Genomic DNA, 17,715 nt, shown 5'->3' with positions numbered 1-17,715 from the left:
TTCCAATGTCGATCATCTTCGAATGCGAACGGGACGGGCAGCGTTACGTGACCAGTCCCTCCACCAGCGGGCAGTACACGCTGTATCCACTCAACAGCTTGTACCATCTTCTTCGAGACACGCCAGCGGGCCAGCATCCCGGCGGACCGCTGGAATACCTGCGCGCCCGCGCCATCCAGCCGTTGACAGTGGAAGACCTGTCAGGCTTCGAGTTGCTCCCATGTCTGCTGCCGCCGGACCCGCGCCAAGGGATGGTGTGCGGCTTCGGCCTTACCCACCAGAGCAAGGTCGCGGAGCAACCGGCGCAGGACGAGCGGCCGGCTTTCTTTATCAAGGGCTTTGCCAACACCCTCAAACGCAGTGGCGACGTACTGCGCATGAGTCCCGGTGCGCTGTCGGCGTGTGAAGAAGCCGAAGTCGTGGCGCTGTTTCTGGTGGCGGAGAACGGACAGCCGGACTACATCGGCTACACCTTTGGCAACGACCTGACCGACATCGCACTTGCCAAGTCCAGGCGCAACTATCTGGCGTACGCCAAGCTCCAGCCCAGTGCCATTTCTCACCAATTCTTCCAGCAGCCACTGCCACAGCTGGTCCAGGGCCGAACATCCATCTATCGGGCGGGCGACCTGCACTGGGAGCAGCGTTTCAGTACGGGGCTGTCGTGCCTGTGCTATCAGGCGAGTGACCTCTTCGAGACCTTGTGGCAGCACCCTCCACTGCGCCTGCCGGGCACGCTGATCTATCTCTATATGGGCGCAGATCGCAACAGCGCCGACGCAGGTATCCAGCTCAGCCACGGCGACACGGTGGTGTGTGATTTCGAGAGCGGCCCCCGGCTGAGCAACCTGATCGAATGGGAGAACGCCCATGCTTAAGCGCATCGTGTTGTTGAAAACCCAGGACCCCGCCGCCTTGTCAGCGTTGCTGCAAGAACTGCACGGTTTCCCCGGACGTGTCCCGGGCCTGGTATCGGTCGAAGTCATTTTCGATAGCGGTGACCGCTCACTGGGCTTCGATCAGGGTTTCATCCTGACGTTTACCGACGACTCGGTACTCCCTGGCTGGCGAGAACACCCTTTGCACGCCGCCTTTCGCCCCAGATTACGCGCACTGACCGAGATGCTGATTTTCGATTACCCGCACACCGAGCCATCGCAGCAGAAGGAGGGTCATCATGACCACGTTTGAGCACAACACCCGGGTTCTGGTCATCGGTGGTTCCGCCGGTATCGGTTTTGCCATCGCCAAATTGTTCCACCGGCAAGGTGCGACCGTGACCCTCGCCGCGCGCAGCCTGGCGGGCCTGGATCAGGCGGCGCGGGACATCGGCCCGGACGTTGCCGTCGCCCAGCTCGATATCACGCAGCGTTCAGAACTGGAGCATTTCTTCGCCAGCTCCACCCGCTGGAATCACATAGTGGTCACGGCCGCATCGCTGACGTTCGGCCCTCTGCAAACGGTTGCTCTGGAAGACGCGCAACGGATCTTCGACAGCAAATTCTGGGCGGCCTACCACATTGCCCGACTTGCCCAGTTCGAAGACGGCGGGTCCCTGACGTTGGTCTCGGGCCGGTTCGCCCAGCGCGCCGGTCCTCAGACCGCCCTGATCAGCGCAGTTAACGCCTGTGTCGAGGGTTTCGCACGCGGACTGGCCAGCGAGCTGTCGCCGGTTCGGGTGAATGTGCTGTCGCCAGGGTTTGTGGACACGGGCATGCATCCCGAGGCACTGGTACAAAAAATGCGCCAGCGCAGTCAGTCTCTCCCCGTCAAGCGTATTGCGCAGCCTGAAGACATCGCTTCGGCGGCGCTTCTTCTGGCCAGCAACCCGATGATCAGCGGCACAGTATTGGCCGTTGACGGCGGGGACACGGTGACGTTCACCTGATAATTTGAAATCAGGGGGCGGAGCGTCGAACAGTCACTGATATAGAATGGTCTACATCAAAATGTTACGGCTTTCGCCCCTCACACTTTCCCGACTCTGGAGTTCTGAGTTGTCTGTATCGAAGAAGCAGCATGTCGTGGACACTGCCACTGCCCTATTTTCGCAGTACGGTTTTCACCCCGTGGGCGTTGACTGGATCATCGAGGCTTCCGGCGTCGCAAGGATGACGATGTATCGCAACTTCAACGGCAAGGAAGACTTGGTCAAAACTGTGTTGAGGCAGCGTTCCGAGTATCTGATCGGGCAGCTCAAGGCGCGTATGGATGATAAGCCCAGCCTGGACGAGAAAATCATTTCGATCTTCGACTGGCGGGGCCAGTGGTTCTGCTCGACCAGCTTCGCCGGCTGCCTGTTCGGCCGTGCCGTGGCGGAGTTTCCGGAACATTCGGACATTCGTGGGATTGCCCTCGATTACAAGCGCCAGTTGCTTGGGCTGGTCGAGAACGAAATGGCTCGGTACCACACGCCCGAGACCGCCAAGACCCTGGCCACCTACTTGTTGATGCTGCTCGATGGTGCGACGGTAAATGCCCAGGCCTTTGGCGAGCATCGCTTCGCCGGTGACGCGTGCGACGCAGCGCTGATGTTGCTGCGTTTTAACGTGGGCAAGCAGATCCGCTGATCCGCTGATCCGCTGCAGCGGCCCGGCTTTACTTGGTTTCGTGCCGTTCCGCAGGACCGGCTTCAGCCGGGCAGCATTTGCGGCTTAGAGCGGGTCAGGGTCGGCTGTTTCCGATGCCATTTCGGTGCTTCGAACAGTTGATGGCGAGGCATGGCGCGAGCCTCGTCATCGTCCAGCGTTGATCGGGGCAGTCAACTGCATTCAAAAACCGATGGTCGCGGACAGCAGGTAGGTCCTGGGGGTCGCCAGTGTCAAGCCGGGCTCGCTGTCATCCGAGGCGCCGGCGGAGGCCCAGTAACGCTTGTCCATGACGTTTTCGACATTGGCGCGCAGCGTGATGTCCTTCTGGTCGACTTTGAAGGCATAACGCGCACCTACATCGAACCGCTCGGACGAATCGATGCTTTTGTTGTTGGCCTGGTCCAGATACTGCGAACTGGTGTAAATCCCCCGTCCGGTCAGGGTCAGGCCCTTGACCTGCGGCACGTCCCACTCGGCACTCAGGTTGACGTTGTATTCGGGCGTGGCAGGTGCCCGGTTGCCATCGAACTGACCGTTGACGGTGTGGGTGAGTTCGCTGTCGATGTACATCACCCCGCCCAGCAGGCGGAAGCCCTTGAGGGGTTCGCCGAACATCGTCAGCTCGACACCGTCATTCTGACGTTTGCCATTGGGGCCGAAGACCCGCGACGTGGCGTTGGTCTCGTAAGCCGGCTGCTTGATACGGAACACACTGGCGGTGAACGAATACGATCCCAGGTCATACTTGGCACCGACTTCGACCTGACGACTGACGAACGGCGGGAATATCTCGTCCTCATTAATCGAGGTAGACGGCGCGATTTTGCCCTGGCTCAGGCCTTCCATGTAGTTGGCGTACACCGAAAAGTCATCAGTCACCTTGTACAGAATGCCACCTGACGGCGAGACCCTCTCCTCGTCGTAGGCGGTGTCGCCCTTGACGTTGTCAGTCCAGTCATCAACCTTGACCCGCTGCCAGCGGGCACCGAGTGTCAGCAGCAGGCGGTCATCGAAAAAACCCAGTGTGTCGGTCAAGGCCAGGCCGCTGAAACGGTTTTCGGTATAGACCTTGGCGTCGGATCGAGTCGGGTTGACGGGAGTCGGCGTCTCGACCGGGTCGTACAGGTTGCTGGGCGAGGACGCATAGCGCGCGCCGCCGTTCTCGAAGTCCATGTAGAAATAGCTGGCAGCCAGATTGACCTCGTGGCTGACCGGACCGGTGTGGAACCAGTTGCGCACCCCGGCGTTGGCCGTCCGGACATTTTCGTCACGGGTAAAGTCGCGGGGCTGCACGCTGAAGTCACCCGCATTGTTGGTCACCGACACCGCGTGGCGCAGGAACTCATGGTTGCTTTTGCGCGCACCGACGCCGCCGTAGAGCATGACCGAATCATTGACGTCGTACTCGGCATTCACCGCCCCGAAGGTGTCACGGGTGCGCGCCTTGCTCCAGGCCTGCGCATAGTTGTCGCGCACATCGCTGGCGTTGGGCACTTTGGCATTGGCACCGACCTGCACGCGCTCCTGGGGTGCGTCGGTGTCACGTTCGGTGTGACCGATATCGGTCGACAGGCGCAAGCGCTCGCCCCGGAAGTCCAGCCCCAGCACCGCCATCTCGCGGTCGACGCTCTGGTGATCCCACTCGGTATCGCCAGATTGCTTCACGCCGTTGAAGCGGATGCCGAACCTGTCGTCCTCACCGAACCGGCGAGCCACGTCCACAGCGCCACCGACCTGTCCCTTGGAGGCATAGCGGGTAGTGAATTCGGTGATGGGTTTGTCGGTTGCCCGTTTCGGCACCACGTTGATGCCCCCGCCGACGCTGCCACGGGGCGAGATGCCGTTGATCATCTGGCTGGGGCCTTTAAGGATGTCGACCCGCTCGGCCATCTCCATGTCGATGGTGTAGGTGGGCAGGATGCCGTAAAGACCGTTGTAGGAAACGTCACTGTTGAACAGGCTGAGACCACGAATGGTGAACTGTTCGTACCGTCCGCCCGCCGGGTTGGTGGAGCGCACCGACGGATCACTGGCAATCAGGTCGCCCAACGTGCGGGCCTGTTGGTTTTTCACCGCCTCCTGGGTGTAAGTGGTCATGCTGAACGGCGTTTCCATGAAATCCCGCGAGCCGAGCATGCCTTGCGAGCCTTTGCGCGCCACCTGACCGCCTGCATATTCCTGACCGTCTGTGGAGCCTACGTCGCCGACAATCGACGTCGGCGCCAGTTGCAGGCTCTTGCTTTGAACGGCAGGAATCAGCGTGTACGCCTGATCGCCGACGGACACCAGTTGCAGGCCAGTGCCGTGCAACAGTCGCGTGAAGCCTTCTTCGACTGCGAAGTCGCCCGACAGCCCGGCGCTGTTACGTCCGTTCACCAGCGCAGGGTCTACCGACAGGTTGACGCCGGCCTGTCCGGCAAACCGGGTGAGCGCGGCACTCAGCGTGCCAGCAGGGACTCCGTAGGCGCGCCTGTTCGCGGTGTCGGCCCAGCTGGTCGAGATGAACAGAGGACTGGAATTCAGGGTCAGCAACAGACTGAAATGCAACAGCGGGCGCAAACGGTGGGGAGACACTGAGGACATAAAGGAAAGCTCTCGTCATTTTTTTCACTACCTGGAATGACCGGCGGGACGAAAAAAAGGGACAGGCTTCACGCACTATTTTTTGCGGGTGTGTTTTTTCGGGGGGCCAGGGTGACCCAGTAGCGGGTGCGCATATGAATGTCTACCGGCAGACTGGCTGCCAGCAGCGACAGAACCCGGTCAGTGTTATCGAGCTTGAAACTGCCGGTGACCCGTAATGCTTCAAGCTCGGGCTCCCAACGCAGCAGGCCGGGGCGGTATCGACCGAGCTCTCGCAGAAAATCACCCAACGGCTGATTCTGCGCAGTCAGCACGCCGTCTCGCCAGCCGGGCAGCATGGCGTCGAACGCGGTGACCGGCCCTGCGCCGTCTGTGCGCAGGCTGATCTGCTGTTGCGCCTGCAAAACCAGCGCAGGGCCTTGCAACGGATGGACCTGCACCGAACCGCGGACCACCGAGACCCGGCAGTCGTTCGGGTCAAGACGCACGCAGACCTCACCCTGACTGACCCTGACACGACCGTAGGGACCGTCGATGGACAACGGCGCGCTACCCGGCACGTTGAGTGCGATTTCCCCGCGTATCAGCGTGATCTGCCGGGCACCGAGATCGACGTTGACGGCGCTGTCGGTGTTCAGCTGCAGGACACTGCCATCGGCCAGTGTCAGTCGCTGGTGTTCACCAATGGCGGTGTGCAGGTCGGCGCGCCAGACCTCCAGCGGTAACTGACGCGCCAGCAGCCATACCGCCGGAGCCAGTGCGACAACGCCCAATGCCCTTTTCAGCGCGGCACGTCGAGCCGGGTCGGGACGGTCCAGCGTCGCCATTGCCAGATTGGCCGGCAAGGCCGAAAAACGCTGTCGCAGTTGCTGAGCCTTTTGCCAGGCGCGCTCGTTGTCGACCGCACTGTCGCGCCAGCGCTGCAGCATGAGGTGATCTTCTTCACTGGCACTGCCGGACTCGAGCAGCGCCAGCCATCGTGCAGCGCTGCGAATCACCTCGCGCTCTTCGTTCGAAGGTGACGACCGAATCACCAATCCACCAGCAGGCAGTGCTCATAGGCTTGCGCCATGTAGCGTTTGACGGTGCGCTCCGACACTTCAAGGCGCTGCGCAATGTCGCGGTAGCCCAGGCCTTCGAGCTGACTCCAGAGAAATGCCCGACGTACCGCCGCCGGCAGACCGTCCAGCAACTCGTCGAGTGCTTGCAGGGTTTCCAGCAGCAGCCAGCGCTGTTCGGGAGACGGCACGCTGTCCTCAGGCAACCGGGCCAACGCCTCCAGATAGGCCTGCTCAAGACTGCGCCGCGTGTAGAAATTGCTGAGCAGGCGCTTGCCCACGGTCAGCAAAAATGCCCGTGGTTCCCGCATATCGGCGATCTGTTGCGAGCTGGACAGCACCCGTAAAAAGGTGTCCTGACTCAGGTCCGCCGCATCCCAGGCATTGCCCATTCGCTTGCGCAGCCAGTTTTCAAGCCAGCCGTGATGGTCGCGGTACAGGGAATGCAGGGTCTGCGGAGGGAGCGTCGCTGTGTCAATCATGACAGGAGCCTTGAGCGATGGATGCGCCAAATGCGAATGATTCTAATCAGTGCGCTATGCCGAGTCCATGCTCTTTTATTAAAAGGCCCGAACTAGCGCCTCAGCGCATCACCGCTAGATGACGCCGAAACACGGGCGTTCTCACGCCTTCAGCTTGCGCGCCAGGAATTCCCGAATGTGCTGCGCAATCTCGGGCGCATGGGTTTCGAGCGCAAAGTGTCCGGCGTCTAGAAGATGCACCTCGGCGTTCGGGATGTCCTTGCGAAACGCCAGCGCACCCGGCGGGATGAAGGCCGGGTCGTGCTCGCCCCATACGGCGAGCAACGGCGGTTGGTGCGTGCGCAGATACGCCTGGAACGCGGGATAGGCGGCGACGTTGGTGCGGTAGTCGAGAATCAGGTCCAGCTGGATGTCCTCCGCGCCGGGCCGGGCCATGTAAAAAATGTCCAGGTTGTAGCCGTCGGGCGAGAGCTTCTGGGGATCGGCACCGGTGCCGTATTGCCAATCACGAATGGTTTTCGGCGACAGCGACGGGCGACAGGCTTCGCGGTTGGCCGCCGAAGGATCACGCCAATAGGCTTGCCACGGATCCCACTGATCGCTGAAGCCTTCAAGGTAGGCATTGCCGTTCTGGCTGATGATGGCCGTCACCTTTTCCGGGTTGGCGGCGGCGAGGCGCAGGCCGGTGGGCGCCCCGTAGTCGAACAGGTACAGCGCGTATTGAGTCAGCCCCAGCGCCTCGGTGAACCCTTCGACCACCTTGTAGAGGTTGTCGAAGGTGTAATCGAACTGGCCCCGCGGCGGCGCTTGGGTGTTGCCGAAACCGGGCAAATCCGGCGCGATCAGGCGGTACTGGCTGGCCAGCAGCGGCATCAGGGTGCGGAACATGTGGCTTGCGCTCGGGAAGCCGTGGAGCAGCAAAAGCACAGGAGCGTCTTTGGCGCCGACTTCGCGGTAGAACACCTCGACGTTGCCGACCTTTTGCGTGTGGAACCTGACATCGAATGCACCATCGACCTCGATGCTGCCCTGCTGAGCGGATGGGAGTGAGCTGGCGGATGCAGCACCCACGAATGAAGCAGCGACCGCGGACGCTGCTCCCACCGCAGACGCTTGCAAGATGCCGCGGCGACTGACGCCAGGCTTGATGTTCGAGGAGGTGGCCGAATCGATGGTAGTCATTGGGAGACCTGCATGAGTGAATTCATGCTGAAGCCTATTGGCGGCAGTGACCGTCGTGAATCACCAGAAAACTCAACTCACCATTGCGGTTTTTGCAACGTTGCCAGGCCTCATATGAGCAGCGATAGCAAACTCGGACCCGCTCAGAGCCCGCGTGCATTCAGTAGGACCGGGGTTAGCCGGGAATGCATCAGTGGTCCCGCTGCAAATGTGGTGTTGATGCCGGTCTCTTCCCGGCTGAAGCCGGTCCCACTAAAAGCACCGTGCATCCCGGTACGACCGGCTTGGAAATTCATTGGGGATTAGGGTGGATCAACGCCAAGAGCCCTCTAATAACGGAGGTATAGAAAGACGCTTCGGGGCGGTGCAGCCTATCAATTGCAGACCTTTTATGACGCCGAACATCATTACCACTGATAGTTACCTTCGTGTCATTCGATTCGTGCAATAACACCCCCGAGAACATTATCCGCCCATCTCAATAACATCGGCGGATTCTCCCATGCTTCAGTCTTTAACTCCTTTGCGCTATCCCCTCGCCGCGTTGACCCTTGTGGTCATCAGCGCGTGCGGCCGGACGCCTGAAGCGACGGTTGCGCCGGCGGCGGCGAAAGTCAACGTGGCCAAGGTGATCGAGCAACCGGTCAACGAGTGGGACGAAGTCACCGCCCGCCTGGAAGCGCCGGAGACCGTTCAGGTTCGTCCGCGTGTTTCCGGCCAGATCGATTCGGTTGACTTCACTGATGGCGCGTTGGTCAAGAAAGGCGACCTGCTGTTCCAGATCGACCCCCGCCCGTTCGAAGCGGAAGTGCATCGTCTGGAAGCGCAACTGCAGCAGTCCAAGGCCGCTGCCCAGCGCAGCACCAATGAAGCCCAGCGTGGCGAACGTCTGCGCACCAACAATGCGATCTCCGCCGAACTCGCCGACTCACGCACCACCACCGCCCAGGAATCCAAAGCTGCCGTTGCCGCCATCCAGGCACAGCTTGATCTGGCGCGCCTGAACCTGAGTTTCACCCGCGTTACGGCACCCATCACCGGCCGCGTCAGCCGTGCGGAAATCACCGCCGGCAACATCGTGACCGCCGATCAGACCATCCTCACCAGCCTGGTCTCGACCGACAAGGTCTACGCCTACTTCGACGCCGACGAGCGCGTGTTCCTCAAATACAACCAGCTGGCCCGCGACGGCAAGCGCGGCGCAACGACGCCGGTGTACATGGGCCTGTCCAACGAAGCGGAAAACCCGCACCTGGGTCAGATGAACTTCGTCGACAACCAGGTCAATCCGCGCACCGGCACCATCCGTGGCCGGGCCGTGTTCGACAACAGCAAGGGCGAATACACCCCGGGGCTGTACGCACGCCTGAAGCTGGTCGGCAGCGGCACCTATTCGGCCATGCTGATCAAGGACGAAGCGGTCGGCACCGACCTGGGCAAGAAATTCGTGCTGGTGGTCGACAAGGACAACAAGGCGATCTACCGCAGCGTTGATCTGGGGCCGAAGCTTGAAGGCTTGCGCATCGTGCGCAGCGGTCTGAGCAAAGACGACCGCATCGTCGTCACCGGCCTGCAGCGCGTGCGTCCGGGTTCACCGGTTGACCCCCAGGACACGCCGATGGCCAGCGACGAAACACTCACTGCACTGCAACAACAACGCCAGGCGCTCGAAGCCAGCAACGCACCCAAGGCCCAGCCCAAGCTGGACGCCAAGGTGGCTGCTTCCGCCACGCCACGCGGTTAAGGAACACACACGATGAATTTCTCCAAGTTCTTTATCACGCGGCCGATCTTCGCAGCGGTGCTCTCGCTGCTGATCCTGATCGCCGGCGCGATCTCGCTGTTCCAGCTGCCGATCAGTGAATACCCGGAAGTCGTGCCGCCGACCGTTGTCGTGCGCGCCAACTTCCCCGGCGCCAACCCGAAAGTGATCGGCGAAACCGTCGCCGCGCCACTGGAACAGGCGATCACCGGCGTCGAGAACATGCTTTACATGTCCTCCCAGGCCACGGCCGACGGCAAGCTGACCCTGACCATCACCTTTGCGCTGGGGACCAACCTCGACACCGCGCAAGTGCAGGTGCAGAACCGGGTCACCCGGACCGAGCCGAAGCTGCCGGAAGAAGTGACACGCATCGGTATTACGGTCGACAAGGCCTCGCCTGACCTGACGATGGTGGTCCACTTGACCTCGCCGGATCAGCGTTACGACATGCTGTACCTGTCCAACTACGCGGTCCTCAACATCAAGGACGAGCTGGCGCGCCTGAACGGTGTCGGCGACGTGCAGCTGTTCGGCATGGGCGACTACTCGCTGCGTGTCTGGCTCGACCCGAACAAAACCGCTTCGCGCAATATCACCGCGACCGATGTGGTTAACGCCATCCGCGAGCAGAACCGCCAGGTGGCCGCCGGTCAACTGGGCGCACCGCCCTCCCCGAGCGCCACCAGCTTCCAGATGTCGATCAACACCCAGGGCCGTCTGGTTTCTGAGGAAGAGTTCGAGAACATCATCGTGCGCGCCGGCGACAACGGCGAAATCACCCGGGTCAAAGATATCGCTCGCGTCGAACTGGGCTCCAGCCAGTATGCCTTGCGTTCGTTGCTGAACAACCAGCCGGCGGTGGCGATCCCGATCTTCCAGCGCCCGGGCTCCAACGCCATCGACATTTCCAACGAAGTGCGCGGCGAGATGGAACAGCTGAAGAAAAACTTCCCGGAAGGCATGGACTACAGCATCGTCTATGACCCAACGATCTTCGTGCGCGGCTCCATCGAGGCGGTGGTTCACACGCTGTTTGAAGCGCTGATCCTCGTCGTACTCGTGGTGATTCTGTTCCTGCAGACCTGGCGCGCTTCGATCATCCCGCTGGCCGCCGTGCCGGTGTCGCTGATCGGTACCTTCGCGGTCATGCACCTGTTCGGCTTCTCCCTCAACGCGCTGTCGCTGTTCGGGCTGGTACTGGCGATCGGTATCGTCGTGGACGACGCCATCGTGGTGGTGGAGAACGTCGAGCGGAACATCGAGCTGGGTCATGAACCGATGGAGGCCACACAGATCGCCATGCGTGAAGTGACCGGCCCGATCATCGCCACGGCCCTGGTGCTGTGTGCGGTGTTCATTCCGGCGGCGTTCATCTCCGGGCTGACCGGGCAATTCTATAAACAGTTTGCGCTGACGATTGCCATCTCGACGGTGATCTCGGCCTTCAACTCCCTGACCCTGTCACCTGCCCTGGCCGCCGTGCTGCTGCGCGCTCACGATGCACCGAAGGATGGCTTCTCGCGCTTCCTCGACAAGCTGTTCGGCGCCTGGCTGTTCCGGCCGTTCAACCGTTTCTTCGTCAAGGCCAGTAACGGCTACGTGAGCACGGTGGGTCGGGTGATCCGCGTCAGCGGCGTGGCACTGGTGGTGTATGCCGGCCTGATCGTCATGACCTGGCTGGGTTTCTCCACCACGCCGACCGGTTTCGTGCCGGCCCAGGATAAACAGTACCTGGTCGCCTTCGCGCAATTGCCGGACGCCGCGAGCCTGGACCGCACCGAAGACGTGATCAAGCGCATGTCCGACATCGCGCTGAAGCAACCGGGCGTTGAAAGCGCCGTGGCCTTCCCGGGCTTGTCCATCAACGGTTTCACCAACAGCCCGAACTCCGGCATCGTGTTCGTCACGCTCAAACCGTTCGAAGATCGCACGGCAGCCGACCAGTCGGCCGGTGCCATCGCGGGCGCCCTCAACGGCAAATATGCGGGGATTCAGGAAGCCTACATGGCGATCTTCCCGCCGCCGCCGGTACAAGGCCTGGGCACGATCGGCGGTTTCCGCCTGCAGATCGAAGACCGTGGCAACCTGGGTTACGACGAGCTGTACAAAGAGACGATGAACATCATCGGCAAGAGCCGCAGCGTGCCGGAACTGGCGGCGCTGTTCACCAGCTACACGGTGAACGTGCCCCAGGTCGATGCCGCCATCGACCGCGAGAAGGCCAAGACCCTCGGCGTGCCGATCAGCGACATCTTCGACACCCTGCAGGTCTACCTGGGTTCGCTGTACGCCAACGACTTCAACCGTTTCGGCCGGACCTATCAGGTCAACGTGCAGGCTGAGCAGCAGTTCCGTCAGGACGCTGAACAGATCGGTCAGCTGAAAGTGCGCAACAACCGTGGCGAGATGATCCCGTTGGCGACACTGTTGAAAGTCACCAACACCTCGGGCCCGGACCGCGTCATGCACTACAACGGCTTCATCACCGCCGAGATCAACGGCGCAGCCGGTCCGGGTTTCAGCTCGGGTCAGGCGCAGGTGGCGATGGAAAAACTGCTCAAGGAAGAACTGCCCAACGGCATGACCTACGAGTGGACCGACCTGACCTACCAACAGATCCTGTCGGGCAACACGGCGTTGTTGGTCTTCCCGCTCTGCGTGCTGCTGGCGTTCCTGGTACTGGCCGCACTGTATGAAAGCTGGAGCCTGCCGCTGGCGGTGATCCTGATCGTACCGATGACCCTGCTGTCGGCCATTGCCGGTGTGATCATTGCCGGGAGCGACAACAACATCTTCACCCAGATCGGCCTGATCGTACTGGTGGGCCTGGCGTGCAAGAACGCGATTCTGATCGTCGAGTTCGCCAAGGATGAGCAGGACAAGGGCAAGACCCCGCTGGAGGCTGTGCTTGAAGCCTGCCGCCTGCGTCTGCGGCCGATCCTGATGACCTCCTTCGCGTTCATCATGGGTGTGGTGCCGCTGGTGCTGTCCAGCGGCGCCGGTGCCGAGATGCGTCATGCCATGGGCGTGGCGGTGTTCTCCGGGATGCTCGGTGTGACCTTCTTCGGTCTGCTGTTGACGCCGGTCTTCTATGTACTGATCCGTAACTACGTTGGACGCAAAGAGGCGCGCAAGGCGGCCAAGGCACAACGCATTCAGACCACCGCCCCGGAGGCTCATTGATGAAGGCTGCAAAACTCTTCCTGCCGAGCCTGTTGGTGCTGGCGCTGGCGGCCTGCGCCGTCGGCCCGGACTACAAGAAGCCGGACACCGCGGCGGCCAACATCCAGGCCGCCACCCAGCGGGCCTATGACCGCAGCCACATCGAGACCATCTGGTGGCAGCAGTTCGACGACCCGACGCTGAACAAGCTGGTCGCCGAATCGCTGCAGGGCAACCGCGAGTTGCGCGTCGCCTTCGCCCGTCTGAAGGCGTCCCGTGCGATTCGTGACGACATCAGCAACGACGCCATGCCGGTGGTGACCAGCCGCGCGAGCAGCCAGGTCGGCCGCGGTCAGGTGCCCGGGCAGACTGAACAGCGCATCAATCAGGAACGTTACGACCTGGGCCTGGACATGGCCTGGGAACTGGACCTGTTCGGCCGTATCCAGCGCGAGCTGGAAGCCAGCGATGCCGACCAGCAGGCTGCCGAAGCAAACCTCTACCAGCTGCAGGTGACGATGATTGCCGAGCTGGTCGACGCCTACGGCCAACTGCGTGGCGCCCAACTGCGCGAGAACATCGCCCGGGACAACCTGAAAAACCAGCAGGAATCCCGCCGCGTGACTGCCCAACTGCGAGATGAAGGCGTGGGCAACGAGCTCGACGTGGTGCGTTCCGACGCGCGCCTGGCGGCAGTGGAAGCGACCATTCCGCAGCTTCAGGCGGAACAGGTGCGCGAACGCAACCGCATCGCCACCCTCCTCGGCGAACGGCCGGACGCCATGACCGTCACGCTGGCCCCTGCCAAACTGCCGGCGATCTCCAAGGCCCTGCCGATCGGTGACCCGACCAAGCTGCTGGAAAACCGTCCGGACGTGCGCAGTGCCGAACGGCAACTGGCGGCGCAAACCGCGCGGATCGGCGTGCAGACCGCCGACCTGTTCCCACGGGTCAGCCTCAGCGGTTTCCTCGGCTTCACGGCCAGCCGCGGTTCGCAGATTGGTTCCGGCGCAGCACAAGCGTGGGGCCTTGGCCCAAGCATCACCTGGGCGGCGTTTGACTTAGGCAGCGTGAGGGCGCGGATTCGCGGCGCCAATGCCGATGCCGAAGGCGCGCTGGCCAATTACGAGCAGCAAGTGCTGCTGGCCCTGGAAGAAACCGAAAACGCGTTCAGCGACTACGACAAGCGTCAGCAGCGTCTGGTGTCGCTGGTGCGGCAGAGTGAAGCCAGCCGATCGGCGGCCAATCTGGCGAACATCCAGTACCGGGAAGGCACCGCTGATTTCCTCGTGCTGCTGGACGCCGAACGTGAGCGTCTGGCCGCCGAAGACAGCCAGGCCCTGGCCGAAATCGATCTGTATCGCGGCATCGTGGCCATCTACAAGGCTCTCGGCGGTGGCTGGCAGCCGAACGCCTGAGGTCACGGGATGAACGGCGGGATCGCTCAACCGGCAGCAGATCTGCAGCGCTGATCTGCCGCTCTCGAAGGCCCCGGACCCACCAGGTTCGGGGCTTTTTTCTGGACCGTGGATAAACACCGCACGAGCGCGCGAGGAAGGCACCCTTCCCCACAGGGTTTGACACTCGGCGGTCTCTCCCCGAAGCTGCTGCACACGCACACACGGAAACCGATATGTCTGAGTCGTCTTCCCGGCGCACACCTGCCCAGCTCAAGGCTCGACGTCGCTGGCAGGTGGCAATTGCGCTGGCGCTGTTGCTGCTGATCATCGCCATGGCGATGCTGGTGCGAAACTGGCACGCGCCGCCGGCCGCCCCCCAGGTCAATCACAGCTATGCCGAAGCACTGGAGCAGGCCCACGGCGGCAAGCCCGGCGCCGCGCGCGTGCTGTATCAGCAATTCACCCGCACCGACCTGTCGGACATTCGCCGCGCCGGCCTGCTCGCCGAACTGGTGAATTACCCCAGCACCCAGGCGATGAAAATTCTGCGCGGCGATCTCAAGCGCCCCGCTGCGCTGGTTCAACAGGCGGCCATTCAGACGGTGACCGCCATGCTGCCGGAAGATCAACGCACCACGCTGATCGGCCCCCTGCTGGACGATGCCGATGATCAGGTGCGCTTCAGCGCGGTGCGCGCCTTGCTACCGCTGAGCCCGGATGAGCTGGGCCTGTATTACGGCGCGCTGCAGGAAGCCGCTCAACAGTATGAGCAGGCACTGAGCGCCGAACCGCCAAGCGGGCAACGTCAGCTCGCGCTCGCCCAGCTGTACCTCAACAACGGCACCCCGCAAAAGGCGATCGAGGCGCTGGAACTGGCCGCAAAGCTGGAACCGGACAACCTGGAGGCGGGGCTGGCACTGGTGCAGGTGCTCGACCGTCAGGGTCAGGCCGATCGTTCACGCCAGTTGCTCGCCCAGTGGCTGGAAAAACAGCCCCAGTCGGCCCTGGCGCAACACGCACTCGGCCAATGGCTGCTGCGGCATAAACAGAATGAGTACGCGCTGCTTCCGCTGACCCGGGCCATTGAGCTGGAACCGGATAACACCGGTTACCGTTATGACCTCGCCGTGGCGCTTCACGATCTTGATCAGCTCGAAGCGGCGCAGCGGCAGCTGGAAGACATTCTGCAGCGCGCACCCGCCGATCGCCGCGCGAGGATTCTGCTGATTCGTTACTGGACGGAGGCCGGGCAGCTACAGAAAGTTCAGGTGCTGCTGGCTGAACTGGAGCAGCTCAACGCCGATGATCCTGCCCTGCAGCAGGGGCTTTAGGACTTCGTTACGCGCCCCCCGACAGACGGAAGTACGCTGTCCATCCCATCCAGGAAACGATTCATATTGATGAGTGCGTCGCCCCGGCTTGATCGGGTTAACCTTGTCCGTGATCCGGCACGTCAGGGCTTCAAGCGACGAACGCGTGCTTGCAGCAGCGTGCACTACTCAGAAGAGAATCCCCATCATGGCAGTGCAGAAACCAACGCCGATCATCGTTTTCGACGTGAACGAAACCTTACTCGACATCACCACCCTTGAGCCGCTGTTTGAGCGGGTGTTCGGTGATAGAGCCCTGTTGCGCGAGTGGTTCGCCAACCTGATCCTCTATTCGCAAACGATGACCCTGTGCGGCCGTTACACCCCGTTTGGCAAACTGGCCGCAGGCACGCTGCGCATGCTCGCGTCTGTCCATCAGGTCGCTTTGGCCGCCAGTGATATCGATGACTTGCAGGCACGGATGGGTAACATGCCAGCACACCCTGATGTGCTGCCGGCACTCAACGGCTTGCGTGACGCCGGCTTTCGGCTGGTGACGCTGAGTAACTCGGCCAGCGGTGCATCCCCTTCGGCCCTTGAGCGCGCCGGGTTAGCGACATTCTTCGAGCGCAGCTTCAGCGTAGAGACCGTTAAAAAATTCAAGCCTGCTGCGCAGACCTACCAGATGGTTTCCCGGGAGCTGAATGTCGAACTGGCTGACCTGCTTGTGGTGGCGTGTCATTTTTGGGACACGGCGGGCGCCCAGGCGGCAGGCTGCCTTGGCGCCCTGCTGACCCGGCCGTACAACGCACCGCTCCTGATAGATGAAATGCCGCTTCCCGACCTGATGGCCCCCGAGTTGGGCGACCTGGCCGAGCAGATCATTCAACGTTGGGGCGGGCCGGCGTAGCCCGAGGCCCACTGGCTGACGTGGGTTGCTCTGTGCAGGTACGCGGCTGTTTGCCGCCGCGTTTGAGATGGCACAGTTTCCAATGGCGCTAAAGTATAAGAAATTACTTACAACGTTTAGCGCCCATTATTGTTTTTTTGTCAGACCCGCTTATCGTCGCCCGGATGTTTCACTTAACAATCAGTCATCCGCTATTTTACAACGCGTAAAAAACGTGCATTATTTACTCGCGCCACAACTGAACTACCCCGTCGCGAGACCAACGTTCATTCCCATGAAGTTAATGTCGACGGCTGATCCTGATGCCAGGGACACGGTAGAAAGTGGTGAAAACTAAAGCAGCAGACCCGGATGCGCGTCGTGCTGCTTGCATTGTTGCTTGCATTGAGCTGACAACAGCCATTAATTGCCGGAGTATCATTTTGTCCAGACTTGCCGAATTTCGCGCAGCAGAAAAAGCCCTTCAGGAGCAGCTGGCCCAGCTGGAGTATCTGAAGAACGACGTCGGATTGAAGAAGGAAATCGAGTTCGAGCAGCAGCTCCAGGCCCTGATGAGCACGTACGACAAGACCTTGCGGGACATCATCGCCATTCTCGACCCTCACACTGGGGCGTCCAATGCCACGCCAGCGGCCCCGAAACGCCGTCGTCCGCGGGTGGTCAAGGTCTATCAGAATCCCCACACCGGCGAAGTCATCGAGACCAAGGGCGGCAACCATCGCGGTTTGAAAAACTGGAAATTACAATACGGCGCTGAATCCGTTGACTCCTGGTTGCGCGGCCGCTAATCCCCTGCTCCCTAGAACACTGGCCTGCAAGATTGATCTGCAACATCGAGAGGAAGCTCTGCCCGCGGGGCTTCTCTGCAAGTGCAGGGAAAAGGACATGAAACAAGTGCTTTAAACGCAAATGATCGCGACCCGCGCCCTGCGTATTTTAAATAATGCGTGCGAGTGCGGGACGGGTGTTGAATATTGAACCTGACAATTAGCTGAACAGATTCGTATTAATGGCATATATCGCTTTCAATACTCGGCAGGCTTATAGCATGCTCAACCGTTGAGTCTCTTAAGCGTTATTAATCCCGTCAAACAGCACTGAGTGAGTGTTAAAGCTGGCCATGAGCCTTCATACAGCCACAGATGAATTTTCCCTCTGCAGCTGAATGGCTCGTGAGCTTCACATTTTTTTCACACCGGTTTGTAGAGGATAGAGGCTGCTAAAGGATTAGCGCCCCAATGCCCGCTTCGGCGGGCTTCTTTATGCCCGCGA

The 17,715-nt window shown here is 61.3% G+C and carries 14 protein-coding genes; 10 read left to right on the top strand and 4 right to left on the bottom strand.

Going from position 1 to position 17,715, the window contains the following annotated elements; genetic code table 11:
* Positions 1–5: 5 nt before the first annotated feature.
* From IFT99_RS03570 to IFT99_RS03555, 4 genes are read left to right on the top strand one after another with little or no spacing between them, the layout of a single operon-like run.
* Positions 6–878 (top strand): sugar transporter, encoded by an 873-nt coding sequence (locus IFT99_RS03570; protein WP_192130464.1) that lies wholly within the window; start codon positions 6–8, stop codon positions 876–878.
* Complete coding sequence (locus tag IFT99_RS03565) at positions 871–1,191, top strand: Dabb family protein (protein ID WP_192130463.1); 321 nt, start codon at positions 871–873, stop codon at positions 1,189–1,191. The genes IFT99_RS03570 and IFT99_RS03565 overlap by 8 nt, the downstream gene beginning before the upstream one ends.
* Positions 1,178–1,888: an SDR family oxidoreductase gene (locus tag IFT99_RS03560; RefSeq protein ID WP_192130462.1), complete on the top strand. Its 711-nt coding sequence runs from the start codon at positions 1,178–1,180 to the stop codon at positions 1,886–1,888. Before IFT99_RS03565 ends, IFT99_RS03560 begins: the two co-directional genes overlap by 14 nt.
* A gap of 46 nt (positions 1,889–1,934) precedes the next feature.
* Positions 1,935–2,570, top strand: coding sequence for a TetR/AcrR family transcriptional regulator (locus IFT99_RS03555; protein WP_192130461.1), 636 nt, complete (start codon positions 1,935–1,937; stop codon positions 2,568–2,570).
* 201 nt (positions 2,571–2,771) lie between these two features.
* On the opposite strand, the gene IFT99_RS03550 is transcribed toward IFT99_RS03555, so the two are convergent.
* The 4 genes from IFT99_RS03550 to IFT99_RS03535 form a co-directional block, all read right to left on the bottom strand.
* A complete protein-coding gene (locus tag IFT99_RS03550; protein ID WP_192130460.1) occupies positions 2,772–5,174 on the bottom strand; it encodes a TonB-dependent receptor in 2,403 nt (800 codons plus the stop codon).
* A gap of 68 nt (positions 5,175–5,242) precedes the next feature.
* Entirely contained in the window at positions 5,243–6,208 is a 966-nt protein-coding gene (locus IFT99_RS03545) for a FecR domain-containing protein (RefSeq protein WP_192130459.1), read from the bottom strand.
* Positions 6,205–6,714, bottom strand: a complete 510-nt coding sequence (locus IFT99_RS03540) for a sigma-70 family RNA polymerase sigma factor (protein WP_192130458.1) — start codon at positions 6,712–6,714, stop codon at positions 6,205–6,207. Before IFT99_RS03540 ends, IFT99_RS03545 begins: the two co-directional genes overlap by 4 nt.
* A 141-nt stretch (positions 6,715–6,855) precedes the next feature.
* Positions 6,856–7,737 carry an alpha/beta fold hydrolase gene (locus IFT99_RS03535; protein WP_192130526.1) on the bottom strand — a complete coding sequence of 294 codons (882 nt, stop codon included), beginning with the start codon at positions 7,735–7,737 and terminating at the stop codon, positions 6,856–6,858.
* A gap of 661 nt (positions 7,738–8,398) precedes the next feature.
* Between IFT99_RS03535 and mexE the strand changes: the two genes are divergently transcribed.
* From mexE to IFT99_RS03505, 6 genes are all read left to right on the top strand, one after another.
* Positions 8,399–9,640, top strand: coding sequence for a multidrug efflux RND transporter periplasmic adaptor subunit MexE (gene mexE / locus IFT99_RS03530; RefSeq protein ID WP_192130457.1), 1,242 nt, complete (start codon positions 8,399–8,401; stop codon positions 9,638–9,640).
* Between the two features lie 12 nt (positions 9,641–9,652).
* Positions 9,653–12,844: an efflux RND transporter permease subunit gene (locus IFT99_RS03525; protein ID WP_065990308.1), complete on the top strand. Its 3,192-nt coding sequence runs from the start codon at positions 9,653–9,655 to the stop codon at positions 12,842–12,844.
* Positions 12,844–14,241 (top strand): efflux transporter outer membrane subunit, encoded by a 1,398-nt coding sequence (locus tag IFT99_RS03520; protein WP_192130456.1) that lies wholly within the window; start codon positions 12,844–12,846, stop codon positions 14,239–14,241. Before IFT99_RS03525 ends, IFT99_RS03520 begins: the two co-directional genes overlap by 1 nt.
* 215 nt (positions 14,242–14,456) lie before the next feature.
* Positions 14,457–15,554 carry a tetratricopeptide repeat protein gene (locus IFT99_RS03515; RefSeq protein WP_192130455.1) on the top strand — a complete coding sequence of 366 codons (1,098 nt, stop codon included), beginning with the start codon at positions 14,457–14,459 and terminating at the stop codon, positions 15,552–15,554.
* 187 nt (positions 15,555–15,741) lie between these two features.
* Positions 15,742–16,443, top strand: coding sequence for a haloacid dehalogenase type II (locus IFT99_RS03510; protein WP_192130454.1), 702 nt, complete (start codon positions 15,742–15,744; stop codon positions 16,441–16,443).
* A gap of 422 nt (positions 16,444–16,865) precedes the next feature.
* Positions 16,866–17,231: a histone-like nucleoid-structuring protein, MvaT/MvaU family gene (locus tag IFT99_RS03505; protein ID WP_065990300.1), complete on the top strand. Its 366-nt coding sequence runs from the start codon at positions 16,866–16,868 to the stop codon at positions 17,229–17,231.
* Positions 17,232–17,715: the final 484 nt, after the last annotated feature.

Source organism: Pseudomonas sp. CFBP 8772, assembly GCF_014841665.1.
In the GTDB taxonomy this organism is placed as follows: domain Bacteria; phylum Pseudomonadota; class Gammaproteobacteria; order Pseudomonadales; family Pseudomonadaceae; genus Aquipseudomonas; species Aquipseudomonas graminis_B.
Note: the sequence above shows the minus strand (reverse complement) of the source record. Positions and strands in the feature narration are given on the sequence as shown.